12 protein-coding genes are annotated in these 13723 nt (G+C 72.6%); 10 read left to right on the top strand and 2 right to left on the bottom strand.

The genetic code is table 11. The features are described 5' to 3' along the window. The first annotated feature begins 2 nt into the window (after window positions 1-2). Both rpsR and ACZ6C1_RS22610 read left to right on the top strand, forming a co-directional pair. Complete coding sequence (rpsR, locus tag ACZ6C1_RS22615; protein WP_469243017.1) at window positions 3-248, top strand: 30S ribosomal protein S18; 246 nt, start codon at window positions 3-5, stop codon at window positions 246-248. A gap of 247 nt (window positions 249-495) precedes the next feature. Next, window positions 496-735: a DUF397 domain-containing protein gene (locus ACZ6C1_RS22610; RefSeq protein ID WP_469243194.1), complete on the top strand. Its 240-nt coding sequence runs from the start codon at window positions 496-498 to the stop codon at window positions 733-735. Between the two features lie 111 nt (window positions 736-846). Here ACZ6C1_RS22610 and ACZ6C1_RS22605 read toward each other — a convergent pair whose 3' ends face one another. After that, window positions 847-1356: an ATP-binding protein gene (locus ACZ6C1_RS22605; RefSeq protein ID WP_469243015.1), complete on the bottom strand. Its 510-nt coding sequence runs from the start codon at window positions 1354-1356 to the stop codon at window positions 847-849. Window positions 1357-1666: 310 nt separating this feature from the next. On the opposite strand from ACZ6C1_RS22605, the gene ACZ6C1_RS22600 reads away from it, so the two are divergent. From ACZ6C1_RS22600 to ACZ6C1_RS22570, 7 genes are all read left to right on the top strand, one after another. Continuing rightward, window positions 1667-2548, top strand: coding sequence for a helix-turn-helix domain-containing protein (locus tag ACZ6C1_RS22600; RefSeq protein WP_469243014.1), 882 nt, complete (start codon window positions 1667-1669; stop codon window positions 2546-2548). Between the two features lie 66 nt (window positions 2549-2614). Beyond that, on the top strand, window positions 2615-4072 hold the full coding sequence (locus ACZ6C1_RS22595) for an aldehyde dehydrogenase family protein (protein ID WP_469243012.1): 1458 nt from the start codon (window positions 2615-2617) through the stop codon (window positions 4070-4072). A 162-nt stretch (window positions 4073-4234) separates the two neighbouring features. Next, window positions 4235-4771: a DinB family protein gene (locus ACZ6C1_RS22590; protein ID WP_469243010.1), complete on the top strand. Its 537-nt coding sequence runs from the start codon at window positions 4235-4237 to the stop codon at window positions 4769-4771. A 62-nt stretch (window positions 4772-4833) separates the two neighbouring features. Then, a complete protein-coding gene (locus ACZ6C1_RS22585) occupies window positions 4834-5475 on the top strand; it encodes a PadR family transcriptional regulator (protein WP_469243193.1) in 642 nt (213 codons plus the stop codon). Between the two features lie 129 nt (window positions 5476-5604). Then, window positions 5605-6801 (top strand): exo-alpha-sialidase, encoded by a 1197-nt coding sequence (locus ACZ6C1_RS22580; RefSeq protein ID WP_469243008.1) that lies wholly within the window; start codon window positions 5605-5607, stop codon window positions 6799-6801. A gap of 88 nt (window positions 6802-6889) precedes the next feature. Beyond that, a complete protein-coding gene (locus ACZ6C1_RS22575; RefSeq protein WP_469243007.1) occupies window positions 6890-7648 on the top strand; it encodes a MerR family transcriptional regulator in 759 nt (252 codons plus the stop codon). 135 nt (window positions 7649-7783) lie between these two features. Further along, window positions 7784-8467, top strand: a complete 684-nt coding sequence (locus tag ACZ6C1_RS22570; protein WP_469243005.1) for a DedA family protein — start codon at window positions 7784-7786, stop codon at window positions 8465-8467. Between the two features lie 4 nt (window positions 8468-8471). Here ACZ6C1_RS22570 and ACZ6C1_RS22565 read toward each other — a convergent pair whose 3' ends face one another. Further along, window positions 8472-12950 (bottom strand): cation-translocating P-type ATPase, encoded by a 4479-nt coding sequence (locus ACZ6C1_RS22565; protein ID WP_469243004.1) that lies wholly within the window; start codon window positions 12948-12950, stop codon window positions 8472-8474. Window positions 12951-13038: 88 nt separating this feature from the next. Here ACZ6C1_RS22565 and ACZ6C1_RS22560 point away from each other — a divergent pair, with 88 nt between their 5' ends. Then, window positions 13039-13467 (top strand): hypothetical protein, encoded by a 429-nt coding sequence (locus tag ACZ6C1_RS22560; protein ID WP_469243003.1) that lies wholly within the window; start codon window positions 13039-13041, stop codon window positions 13465-13467. Window positions 13468-13723 lie beyond the last annotated feature (256 nt).

The raw sequence follows: 13723 nt of genomic DNA, 5'->3' as shown, positions 1-13723 counted from the left end.
CCATGTCCCCCCGACACTCGGCCGACCGCAAGCCCGCCAAGTCCCGCCCCAATCCCCTCGACCGCGACGGCGTCACGTACATCGACTACAAGGACACCGACCTGCTGCGGAGGTTCATCTCCGACCGTGGCAAGATCCGCAGCCGCCGGGTGACGCGGGTGTCGGCGCAGCAGCAGCGGCAACTGGCCCGCGCGATCAAGAACGCGCGCGAGATGGCCCTGCTGCCGTACTCCTCGTCGGCGCGCTGACGGTCCTCGCGTACGCACATTCGACCAAAGGCCCTCCTTCCCGGAGGGCCTTTTCGTATGTCGTGGAGGAAGGGAGGGAGCCATTACGGCCGCTCGTACGTCTCTTATGGCGTACGGGGCAGTAGCAACGCGCTTGTAACCACAGGAACACCCCGCGTGCACGTGCATCTGCACGCGCACCTGCGCGGGATTCACCGCTATGATCCCGATAGTTGACACCTGCAACATGTATCTCGGGGAGCGTCCTGTGCACTACGTGTACAACGGCATGGCGGCCACGGAGCTTCACGGCGTCGTATGGCAGAAGAGCAGGCACAGCAACTCGCAGGGCTCGTGCGTGGAGTTCGCCAAACTGCCCGGCGGGGATGTCGCCGTACGCAATTCACGGCACCCGGACGGCCCGGCGCTGGTCTACACGCCGGCCGAGATCGAGGCCATGCTGCTGGGCGTCAAGGACGGCGAGTTCGACCACCTGATAGCCGGCTGAGCCGGACCGGATCCGCCGGATTCCGGGCCACGGCCGCGGGACCCGGGCACGACCGCGAGGCGCCGCCGGAAAGGCGGCGCCTCGATGGCGTCGGGTCCACGCTCTCGCTGTCTACGGCTTCTGCGGCGTGTCCGAGAGGCGGAACAGGGCCCAGACCACCTTGCCGTGCAGCGTGCCGGCCAGCGGGTGCCAGCCCCAGCTGTCACTGAAGGACTCGACCAGGAACAGCCCCCGGCCCGACTCGGCCGCGAAGTCCTCCTCCGACTCGCGCGTCGCGGGGCTGTCCGGGCTCGGGTCGCGCACCGCGCACACCAGACGGCTCGCCCAGCGCATCAGATGCAGCCGTACGGGCGGGTCGTGCGGGGCGTCACGGGGCGTGTCGGCGGGCAGGGCGTGCCGGAGCGCGTTGGTGACGAGTTCGGAGACGACCAGTGCGACGTCGTCGAACCGGTCGGTGAGGTCCCACTGGGCCAGTGTCGTGCTGGTGAACTTCCGTGCGCCGCGCACCGCTTCATAGCGGGCGGGCAGTGCGCACGAGGCGGAACTGGAGACGGAAGCGGCGTCGATCGGCGGAAGCCCCTGCCTTAAAGGCTCGAGCATGGTCGATCCATTCGTCCCCATGCGAGGCACTCCCGGGATTCGCGGCTGTGGTGCGACAACACGAACGACTACGCAGGTGCGCGGGGTCCATGGTTCCGAATGGGACCACCTGATGCAAGGGCAGATGCACGTGCACGCGCCGGGTCTGTACCGTCTCGCACCGGTTGCTGCGCATATCTTCCCCCCATGACTTTCACCGGAGGCACGGTCAAGAGGGCGTGACTCGGTCAAGGCTTCGTCTTTGCGTAACCGGGCGAGTACGCGGTGAAGCGTTTTGGTGGCAGAATCCGCCGTCTCGGGGCTCGGGGGTGCTCCGTCGTACACATCAGCGATGGGGAGGGTTGGAGACGTGACCGCAAGTGAATCGAGCGGTTCCGTGGTGCGGCGCATCCTGCTGGGCTCGCAGCTGCGGCGGCTGCGTGAGTCGCGCGGCATCACCCGTGAGGCCGCCGGCTACTCGATCCGGGCGTCCGAATCCAAGATCAGCCGTATGGAGTTGGGCAGGGTGAGCTTCAAGGCGAGGGACATCGAGGACCTGCTCACGCTGTACGGCGTCACGGACGACACCGAACGCGAATCCCTCCTCGGCCTCGCCCGCGAGGCCAACGTCACCGGCTGGTGGCACAGTTACGGCGACGTGCTCCCCGGCTGGTTCCAGACCTACATCGGGCTGGAGGGCGCCGCCTCCCTCATCCGTATCTATGAAGTGCAGTTCGTGCACGGCCTGTTGCAGACGGAGGCGTACGCGCACGCCGTCGTCACCCGCGGCATGCCGGACGCCGCCCGGGCCGAGATCGACCGGCGCGTCGCGCTGCGCCTGGAGCGCCAGAAGATCCTCGTCTCCGAGCGGGCCCCGCGGTTCCATGCCGTTCTCGACGAGGCCGCGCTGCGCCGCCCGTACGGGGACCGGGCCGTGATGCGCGACCAGCTCAAGCACCTGATCGAGGTCTCCGAGCAGCCCAACGTCACGCTGCAGGTCATGCCGTTCAGCTTCGGCGGCCACGCGGGCGAGAGCGGCGCGTTCACCATGCTGCGGTTCCCCGAGTCCGACCTCTCCGACATCGTCTACCTGGAGCAGCTGACGAGCGCGCTGTACCTCGACAAGCGCGAAGAAGTGGCCCAGTACGAGCGGGTGATGAAGCGGCTGCATCAGGACAGCCCGGGCCCCGAGGAAAGCCGCGACCTTCTCCGAGGTCTCCTCCAACTCACGTGACCCGCCAGTAGGATGACGTCCCATCAAACACCTGTATGAGCTTGCGCGCCCTCGGGAAGGGATGGCATGTCCTACTTCACAGACCTGGCCCTGCAGTACATAGACGGTGAGTGGCGGGCCGGTGGCGGCTCGTGGGACATCATCGACTTCAACCCGTACAACGAGGAGAAGCTCGCCTCCATAACCGTGGCCACGGTCGAGGAGATAGACCAGGCCTACCGGGCGGCCGAACGGGCACAGCGCGCGTGGGCGGACACCAATCCGTACACCCGCCGCGCCGTTTTCGAGCGGGCGCTGCGACTCATCGAGGAGCGCGAGGCCGAGATCACCGAGGCGATCATCGCCGAACTCGGCGGTACGCGGGCCAAGGCCGGTTTCGAGCTCCACCTGGCCAAGGAGTTCATGCGCGAGGCGGTCAACCTGGCCCTGCGCCCCGAGGGCCGCATCCTCCCCTCGCCGGTCGACGGCAAGGAGAACCGCCTCTACCGAGTGCCGGTCGGCGTCGTCGGGGTCATCAGCCCGTTCAACTTCCCCTTCCTGCTCTCGATCAAGTCCGTCGCCCCGGCGCTCGCCCTCGGCAACGCGGTCGTCCTCAAGCCCCACCAGAACACGCCGATCCTCGGCGGCGCGCTGGTCGCGAAGATCTTCGAGGACGCCGGGCTCCCGGCCGGCCTGCTCAACGTCGTGATCACCGACATCGCGGAGATCGGTGACGCGCTGATCGAGCACCCGGTGCCCAAGGTCATCTCGTTCACCGGATCCGACCGGGTCGGCCGGCACGTGGCCACGGTCTGCGCCGCCAACTTCAAGCGGTGCGTGCTGGAGCTCGGCGGCAACAGCGCACTCATCGTGCTGGACGACGCGGACATCGACTATGCGGTCGACGCGGCCGTCTTCAGCCGGTTCGTGCACCAGGGGCAGGTGTGCATGGCGGCCAACCGGGTGCTGGTCGACCGGGCGGTGGAGCGGGAGTTCACCGAGAAGTTCGTCGCCAAGGTCCGCACCCTGAAGGCCGGTGACCCCGCCGATCCGGCCACCCACATCGGTCCCCTCATCAACGCCTCCCAGGCCGAGGCGGTGACCACGCTCGTCGAGCAGACCGTCGAGGCCGGTGCGACGGCGCTGGTGCACGGCACCGCCGAGGGCAACGTCGTGACGCCGACCGTGCTGACCGGCCTGCCCGACGACTCCCCCGTCCTGGGCCAGGAGATCTTCGGGCCCGTCGTGATGCTCGTCCCCTTCGACGGGGAGGAGGAGGCGGTACGGATCGCCAACGACACCCCGTACGGCCTCAGCGGCGCCGTCCACACGGGTGATGTCGAGCGTGGCGTACGGGTCGCCCGGGGCATCCACACCGGCATGATCCACATCAACGACGCCACCGTCCACGACGAGCCGATCGTTCCGTTCGGCGGCGAGAAGCACTCGGGCGTGGGGCGGCTGAACGGCGAGGCGACGGTGGACGCCTTCACCACCTACAAGTGGATCTCCATCCAGCACGGCCGGAGCCGCTTCCCCTTCTGAGGACCCCTGCTCCGGGGACCTCCGCCGCGTGAAGACGGCGTGACTCGGACGCGAGTCGGGCGCGAGTCGGGCTCGATTCCGCGCGAGTTGAGGACAGAGCCTGACCGCAAGGGTCCGTAGGTTGGTTGTCGTAAGGCACCGACCGGAAAGGCGGACCAGGTCATGGTCACTCACGTTCCCGCAGAGGCTCACGGCGACGAGCGCGGCGCGCTGCTCAACTTCATCGAGGCGCAGCGCGGCGCGGTCCGCCGTTCGGTGCTCGGACTGACCGACGAGCAGGCCGCGTCCCGCCCCAGCGCGAGCGAGCTGTCGCTGTCGGGTCTGGTCAAGCACGTCGCCGAGACGGAGCTGGCCTGGCTGCGGCTGGCCCAGCAGCGGCCCAACGAGAAGCAGCGCACCGAGGAGAACTGGGCCGACAGCTTCCGGCTGGTGGACGACGAGTCGGTCAAGGGCGTGCTGGCGTTCTGGGACGCGGTGGCCGAGGAGACGGAGGAGTTCCTGCGGACGGTGCCGAGCCTGGACGACACCTTCCCGCTCCCGGACGCGCCCTGGTACCCGAAGGACGCCCGCGTCTCGATGCGGTGGCTGGGCATGCACCTCGTCGAGGAGATCGCCCGGCACGCCGGCCACGCCGACATCGTCCGTGAGTCGCTGGACGGCAAGAGTGCCTTCGATCTGATCGCCCTGGAGCACGCCTGACGGTCACCGCCCGCACCGCCTGCGTACCCTGGTCAAAGTTGACTACGAAGGGTGTGTGGGAGATGTCGGCGATCCGGCTGCTGGTTCTGGGGGCCGTGCGCCAGCACGGGCGGGCGCACGGCTACCAGGTCCGCAACGACCTGGAGTTCTGGGGCGCGCACGAGTGGTCCAACGCCAAACCCGGCTCGATCTACCACGCCCTCAAGCAGATGGCCAAGCAGGGGCTGCTGCACGCCCACGAGACCGCGCCGAGCACGGCCGGCGGCCCGCCCCGCACCGAGTACGAGATCACCGACAAGGGCACCGAGGAGTACTTCGCGCTGCTGCGCGAGTCGCTGACCACCCATGACCAGAAGACGGACGTCCTGTCCGCGGGGGTCGGCTTCATCGTCGACCTGCCGCGCGAGGAGGCCGTCGCGCTCCTCCGACAGCGGATCGAGGGGCTGGAGCGCTGGCGGGCGAGCGTCACGGAGTACTACACCCCCGAGGACGGGCCGGAGGCGCTCGGCCACATCGGCGAGATCATGAACATGTGGGTGCACTCGGCCGACGCGGGCGCCGCGTGGACCCGCGGACTGATCGAGCGCATCGAGGGCGGGGCGTACACCTTCGCGGGGGAGGGCGAGCCGTTCGTGGGCGTGCTGGCGGAGGGCCAGGAGAACCCGTACGCGACGGGGACGGCGCACCCGGAGGACGTCCGGTAGCCGGCTCGCCGGTCGTCCCGCCGGCGGCGCGGAACTTCGGCCGGCCGAGCCGCTGACGGGTCGGGGCCCGCGGTGCTTCCATGACGGCACGGTCCGCCACGGACCGGCCGGAGGGCGGGGGGCGGCTCCATGCGCGGACGTGCACGCGTGACCGGGACGGTGGCGGCGACGGCGCTGTCGGCGTCACTCGTGGCCGGAGGCTGTACGGGGCAGGAGGCGCGGCCGTCGCCGACGCCACCCCCGTCGGCGACCCCGGGACCGGCGTTGCCCCGCATCCCGTCGGCTCCCGGCCTGCCCGGCTGGTCGCACAGCCCCGGATTCGCCGCCGACGGGAGCGGGTTCGCCCTGCTCGCCCAGTGCGTCGAGGACGAGACCGCCCCGGAGAACGGCTTCTGCCGCCAGCACGTCGCGGTGCTCGACCGGGGCGCGGACCGGTGGGTGCTGCGGACCTCTCCGCTGCCCGAGGTACGCGGCGTGGGCGTCACCGCCACGCTCACGGTGCTGGGCCCGGGCCGCGCCCTGATCCACGAGGGCAGCGAGCGGCATCCGCTGCGCACCTGGTTCACGAAGGACGGCGGCCGGTCCTGGCGGGCCGGTGACCTGCGGGCGGCGGGCACGGCCGACACGATCCCCCCAGGCGCGGTGCTGTCCACCCGGTGCGCCGGGCCGGACGGGCCGCTCGTGCAGGAGTGCGACGAACCGCGGCTGGTGGCGATCTCGCCCGAGGACGGGAAGGTCCGGTTCCTGGCGCGGCAGCCGGGGCTCGGCCGGCACCGCGCGCCGGCGGGCGAGGCCCAGCCCGACGGATCCTGGTGGCTGTCGGGCGTCGAACCCCGCTCGGGCCGCACGGCCGTCGCCGTGACGCGGGACGCCGGCCGGACATGGACGGTGAGCAGGCTGCCCAGCCCCTCCGCCGGTCCCGCGTGGCGCATCGCGGTCACCGTCGGCCCGGACGCGGTGTACGCCGCGGAGGGCGGCGAGCTCGGGGGCGGGGAACAGGTCAGGAACCCGCTGCGCGCCCTGCACCGCTCCCGGGACGGCGGCCGGACCTGGACGCGGGTGTGGACGAGCGGCCCGGGGCGCGAGCCCCGCACGCTCACGGGCGTCGTGGTCGCCGGGCCGGGCGGCCGGCTGACCGTGCACGGGGAGCGGAGCACGTACACCAGCGGTGACGGCGGCCGTACCTTCAGGGAGGCGGGCCCCGGCACGTACCACGTCACCCGCGGCCCGCTGGGGTACCTGCGGTCCGCCGGTTCCGGCTGCGCGTACGGGGTGTCGCCCGACGGGGTGCGCTGGGTGACCTTCCGGCTGGCCTGCGAGGACTGAAGGGGACCTGGGCCGAGGGGGACTTGCACCTCACGTCGGGTGAGGACCCAGCCTGGTGTGCGTACCGAGAAGAAGGGAGCGGAGAGCCATGAGCTACTCCGTGGGACAGGTCGCCGCTTTCGCCCACGTCACGGTGCGGACGCTGCACCACTACGACGAAATCGGCCTGCTCTCCCCGAGCGGCCGCAGCCACGCGGGCCACCGGCGTTACGACGACGCCGACCTCGACCGGCTGCAGCGGATCCTGTTCTACCGGGAGCTGGGCTTCCCGCTCGACCAGGTCGCGGCCCTCCTCGACGATCCCGACGCGGACCCGCGCGAGCACCTGCGGCGCCAGCACGAACTGCTGACCACGCGGATCGCCGAACTGCAGAAGATGGCCGAGGCCGTCGAACACGCCATGGAGGCGAAGAAGATGGGCATCAACCTCACGCCCGAGGAGAAGTTCGAAGTGTTCGGGGACCACGACCCCGACCAGTACGCCGAGGAGGCGGAGCAGCGCTGGGGCGGCACCGACGCCTACCGGGAGTCCCAGCGCCGTACCGCGCGCTACACCAAGGCCGACTGGCAGCGCCTGAAGGACGAGGCCACCGAGTGGGGCGCCCGCTACCAGGCCCTGATGTCGGAGGGCGAGCCGCCGACGAGCGAGCGGGCGATGGACCTGGCCGAGGAACACCGGCAGCAGATCGTCCGGTGGCACTACGACTGCACCTACGAGATCCACCGGGGCCTCGCGGACATGTACGTGTCGGACAAGCGCTTCACGGCCTATTACGAGGCCATGGCCCCCGGCCTCGCCGAACACCTCCACGCCGCCATCCACGCCAACGCGGCCCGCCACTCGTAAGCGGCCGGCCGCTCTCGGGGCCCGGATCCCGGGGGCGGGGGGCAGGGAAGGGGACGTGGAACCGGGTGGGGGGTGGAAGCGTTGATAGCTTTGGGCAGCCGTCCCCCGCCCACCGACCCAGGAGCCCCGGAACCCGTGAATACGCTTGCGCTCGGACCGAGCTGGCTGGACCCGGACTACCTCATCGAGACCTTCGGCCTCATCGGCGTCCTGGTCATCGTCTTCGCCGAGTCCGGACTGCTGATCGGTTTCTTCCTCCCCGGTGACTCGCTGCTGTTCACCACGGGGCTGCTGGTCACCACCGGCGTGCTCGACACCCCGCTGTGGCTGGTGTGCACCCTGGTCGTGCTGTCCGCGATCATCGGCGACCAGGTGGGTTACCTCTTCGGCCGCAAGGTCGGACCGGCCCTCTTCAAGCGCCCGGACTCCCGCCTCTTCAAGCAGGAGAACGTGGAGAAGGCCCATGAGTTCTTCGAGAAGCACGGCCCCAAGTCGCTGATCCTGGCCCGGTTCGTCCCGATCGTGCGGACGTTCACGCCGATCATCGCCGGTGTGAGCCGGATGAACTACCGCTCGTTCATCACCTTCAACGTCATCGGCGGTGTCCTGTGGGGCGCCGGTGTGACGCTGCTCGGGGCCTCGCTCGGCAAGATCGAGTTCGTCCACAAGAACATCGAGCCCATCCTCATCCTCATCGTGCTGATCTCGGTCGTCCCGATCGTGATCGAGTACCTGCGGGCCCGCTCCCAGAAGAAGAAGGAGCCGGTCGCCGAGGACGGCGCGCCCTCGGCCCCGCGCGGGCGGCACGCCAAGCGCTGACCGCTCAGGCGGGCGACTCCCGCTCGTCCGGCTCGCGCTCGTCCCGCTGGTCCGGTTCCTGCTCGTCCGGCTCCTCCTCCGCCGCGGCCGTCATCGTGCGGACCAGCGGCGACAGGGCCGTACCGAGCAGGGTCGCCGCGGCGATCGAGCTCAGCGCGATGCCCCAGCCGACCGGCCCGAGCGGGGTGCAGCCGAAGAACTGGCTGACTCCCGGCGTCTGGATCACGGCGGCCAGCACCGCCGCCGAACCCAGACTCGCGGCCAGCACGTTCCGGTCGAGACCGCCCGTCGCGAGGGTCTGGGCCAGCTGCGTACCGACGACCGCGGCGAGCGCCACCGTGCCCGCCCGCCTGCTGCGGCCGGTCAGGCGGGCACCGGTCCACGCCAGCCCCGCCCCGGTGGCGGTGATGGCGCCGCGCAGCAGCATCTCGTGGGTGAGCGCGCTGCCCAGCGAGCGGCTCGGGCCCTCCGCCAGGAGCCGTTGCGCCGCCTGGCCGGCCGGCTCCCGCACGGCGATGGCCAGTGAGGGCGCCAGGTCGGTCAGCAGGTTGACCAGCATGATCTGCCGGGCGTTCAGCGGTGTGGCGCCGGTCAGCGTGGAGACCAGCACGCTGAACGTGACCTCGCCGAGGTTGCCGCCGATGAGGATGCCCAGCGCGGCCCGCACCGACGCCCACATGGACCGGCCCTCCATCAGCGCCGAGACGATCGTCTCCAGCCGGTCGTCGCTGACCACCAGGTCCGCGGCCGCCGTCGCGGACGGGGTGCCGCGCCGCCCGAGCGCGATGCCGATGTCGGCGAGCCGGATGGCGGGCGCGTCGTTGGCGCCGTCGCCGGTCATCGCGACGACCCGGCCGACGCGCTGGTACGCCTGGACGATCCGGACCTTGTGGTGCGGACTGCACCGGGCGATGACGTCCACGGTCGGCAGGAGCGCGTCCAGCTCGTCGTCGCTCAGCTCGTCCAGCTCGGCGCCCGTACAGACCTTCGGGTCGGTGACCTCGCTGATGGTGGACGCGATGGCGTCGGCGGTGGCCGGGTGGTCACCGGTGAGCATCACGGTGTGCACGCCCGCCTCCCGCAGCCGCGCCGTCGCGGGCGCGGCGCCCGCACGGACCGGGTCCGCCAGCGTGACGAACCCCAGGAAGGTCAGGTTCCGCACGCTGTCGTCGGTGAGGTCCTCGCCGGTGTCCATCCGGCGCTCCGCCACCGCCAGCACACGTCGCCCGGCGCCCGCCAGCTCCTCCGCCGCCGCGTTCAGCCCCGCGATCCCCTCGTCGTCGAGCGCTTGCGGCCGGCCGTCGGGCGTCCGGCGCCGGGCACAGCGGGCCAGGACGTTCTCGGGCGCGCCCTTCACACTCAGCAGCGGGCCGTGCGCGGTCTGCCCGGACGTGGCGTGGTAGGGGCGGGACGGCTCGAACGGCAGCGTGTCCAGCCTCCGCCAGCGTGCCGCCGCCTGCCGCACGGACACCTTGGCGCTGCGCGCCCCGGCCGTCACGGCGCGGTCGGTCTGGTGGGCCATGGGCTCGGCCTGCCGGGCGGGCGGGGTGGCCCGCAGCGCGGCGGCGAGGACGTCCTTGCGCGGGCCGTCCAGCCGGTCCAGCGGCAGCGCGCCGTCCCCGTCGCTCACGGCTGCCAGCTGCAGCTTGCCCTCCGTGAGCGTTCCGGTCTTGTCGAAGCACAGCACGTCGGCGCGGCCGAGCGCCTCGATGGTCCGCGGGTTGCGGACGAGCGCGCCGACGTCGGCCAGGCGCCGCGCGGCGGCCAGCTGGGCGGCGTTGACGAGGAAGGGCAGCCCTTCGGGTACGGAGGCGACGGCGAGGTTCACCGCGGAGGCGAGGTTGTCGGCGAGGGGCCGCCCGTGCAGCAGGCCCGACGCGGCGACCGCGCCGGCCGATCCGATCGCGATGGGCAGGCTGGACCGGGTGAGCGAGGCGAGCCGGGCCTCCACTCCCGTCTCGGGCGCGGCCTGCCGGGCGGTGGCGAGGCTCCGTCCGACCTCGGTGCTCGAACCGGTCGCCACCACCACGGCCACCGCCCGGCCGGAGGAGACGGTGGTCCCCTCGTAGACCATCGAGCGGCGGCCGGTGATGTCGGTGGCAACCACCGGTGCCGGGTCCTTGTGGACGGCGAGGGACTCACCGGTCAGCGACGACTCGTCGACCTCCAGCCCCTCCGCCTCCAGCAGCCGGCAGTCCGCCGGTACGACGTCCTCGGGCCGCAGCAGGACGATGTCGCCCTCCACCAGGTCGCCGGCCGTCACCAGCCGCTCGCGCCCTCCCCGGCGTACGCGCGCGCCGATGGCCGAGCGGCGGAACAGCTCCTCCAGGGCGCGTTCCGTCCGTACGCGCTGGAAGCCGCCGATGAGCGCGGAGCTGCCCGTGATGGCGGCCACCAGCCCGGCGTCGGTGCGTGAGCCCACGGCGGTGGCGAGGGCGGCACCGCCGGCGAGGACGGGGGTCAGGGGGTTCGCGAGTTCCTCGACGAAGGCGGTCGGCAGGGTGAGGCGGGCGGGCTCGTTGCCGCCGGAACCTCCACCGCGGGTGGCGGCCTCGTCGGCGGTCAGGCCGTCGGCGCCGGTGCGGAGCCGCTCCAGGACCCGGTCGGTGGGCATCAGGTGCCAGGGCACGCTCGTGACGGGCGGGGCGAGGGGCCGGGCGAGGAGCTGCCGGGCGCGCCAGGCGCCCATGCAGAACGCCACGCTCGCGGCGGTCGTCCCGGCCGCCATGCCCCGGGCCGTCGCCTGGGCGGGCGGCGCCTGCAGCGCGGCCACCGCGCCGACACCGCTGCCGCCGGCCGCGAGCACGGCGCTGTCCCGGTCGACGCGGGCCGCCATGCCGACGGCGTCCACGATGATCCCCGCCGATTCGAGGTCGGCGCCGACGATGAGGTGGGCGCCCCAGGCGGGCGGCTCGCCCTCGCGGTGCACGCCGACCCCGCAGTCGGCCACGCCCAGCGCCCGCCGGTTGCCGGACACCAGCAGGATCACCGCGCCGTCGGCCTGGAGGCCGCGTACGGAGGCGACCAGACGCCCGCCCGCCGGGACCACCGCGTCGGCGAAGGTGAACGCCGGGGACTCCCGGTCGGTCGCCAGCACCACCCGCGCCCCCGCCCGGCGGGCGGCGGCGGCGACGGCGTCCGCGCCCGGGGCGGTCTGGGTGGCGAGCCCCGCCACCGCCTGGAGCCGGTGGCCACGCGCCAGGCCGAGTGTCTTCTCGGCACCCCGGCGGCGCAGCTGCCCCTCGGCCTGCCGCCCGGTGCGGCCGGTCAGTTCCAGGTCGTCCAGCGGGCCGAGGATCCAGCCGTCGTCGTCGCGGGCGGTCCGCAGGGGCGCGTCGGAGTCGAACAGCGCGAAGAGCCGCTCCGCGGTCAGCTCGGGGTCGGCGCCGCTGAGCAGCTCCAGGTCCACGGGCTCGTACCGGTCGCTGCGCAGCGCGTCCTCCTCCAGGATCACCGTGTCGACCTGTCCGAGCCTCCGCAGCGCGCTCCGGTCCATGGTGACGACGCCCCGCAGTGCCAGCGCCCGGCCCAGCCGGGTGGCGAAGCCCTCGCGGCCGGCGTCCGGGGCCTTCGGCACGGCGGACAGGGCGACGGCCAGCCCCTTGCGCGGCCCTGCGAACGGGGACGCCAGCGCGCCGGCCGCCAGACCCGCCGCCGTGGCGCGCTCGGCGTACCGGTCGGTGGTGTCCTTGGGCGGCGGACCGGCGCGGTCGACGACGATCGGATCGGCCGAGGCGTCGTCCGGCCCGGTGACGAGCCGGGGCTCGGCCTCGTTCCACGCGGCGCGTTCGGCGGTGGCCTCGCGCCACTGGGCGACCCGTTCGAAGGCGTCCAGGGCGAGGCCGCCGCCCCGGGTGGCCACGCCCTGGGCGAGGGCGCTGACGACGGGCAGTACGGATTCGGCCTGCTCCGCGCTGCTGAGCTCGGCGACCAGGTGGCGCAGCCGCGGGTGGCGCTGGAGGGCGCCCGTGAGCGCCGCCACCTCGGGCGGCAGTCGGAACCAGGGGGCCAGCCGCCGTACGGAGGCGAGGGCCAGCCCCACCGTGTCGGCGGCCAGCGCGGGCACCGACTGGCGGGTGTCGGGGCCCTCGCTCGGGTGGTGCGGTTCGGGGCACCACTCGTCGAACTCGTCGGCGTGCGCGTCGAGCTCTCCTTCCGCGCGCTCGACGAGGGCGACCAGTTCGCGGTCCGACGGTGGCGGTGCGGACACGGCCACGACCACGCGCTCGGACGGCGCGTTCACCCGGGCCCACAGCACGCCCGGATGCTCCTCCAGGGCGCGCTCGACGCGCCGGGCGACCCGGTCGCCGCCCGCCCCGTGCACCCCGTGCACCTCGATGTAGCAGCGCCCGGGCCGCCACCACACGCCGCGCTGCGGCAGCCCCATGAGCTGCGCGGCCACGTCGGCGGCGCCGCGCACGCCGACGGCGACGCCATACGTCACGCCGGACGCCACGGGTCCGAGCAGGTGCAACGGTGACATGGCTGGTTCCTCCGGTCGTCGTCACGTCCGCTTCAGCCGTCCCGGAATGGATACCCTGAAATATGGACAACCTGCCCATACCGCATCCATGGATGTGAGATCTGTGGCCACCTCTCCAGCACCTCGTAAGCGCACCACGACGAAGTCCACCGAGACCAAGCCCACCGACGCGACGGCCGCCGACCAGCAGATGGCGGCGAAGGCGCTCAAGGCACCGGCCCCCGAGCGGAGCGAGGACAAGGCCTCCCCAGGAGGCCGCACGATCAGCTTCACCGTTCCGTCCCTCGACCGGGTCGCGAACGGCGCGGCGAACGCGGCGCTGCTCCCGGTCGCTGCCGCCCGTCAGGTGCTCCCCTCGAAGGGCGGCCTGCCGCTCTACCTCGGCCTCGGGGTCCTGGGCGCGGCCGACGTCATCGAATGGCCCGTCGCCATCGGCATCGGCCTCGGCTACGCCGTCCTCCGCCGCGGCGGCCTGATGTCCCCGGGCTCCACCCGCCCCCGCGCCACTGCGGCCTGACACTCTCCCCGGCCCCGGCCCCGGTCACGGCGGCGGCCGTGCGGCGTGTGCAGGTCGGTTGCGGCCGGCGTTCCGGGTCGGGGCCCCTCCGGGCTCACCTCCTCGCGGTCGGCGGGGTGCCCGAGCACTCTCCTCACCGTTTCGCTCCGCCGATCCGCTGCGGGGGCGACCCTGCACGGCCCCTCCTCGCCGTCTTACAAGAACCACCGGCCCGCACCCGGCGTACGACCGGGGTGTGGCCGTGCAGGGTCGCCCC

The sequence above is a fragment of the Streptomyces sp. NPDC041796 genome, from assembly GCF_055590785.1.
Note: the sequence above shows the minus strand (reverse complement) of the source record. Positions and strands in the feature narration are given on the sequence as shown.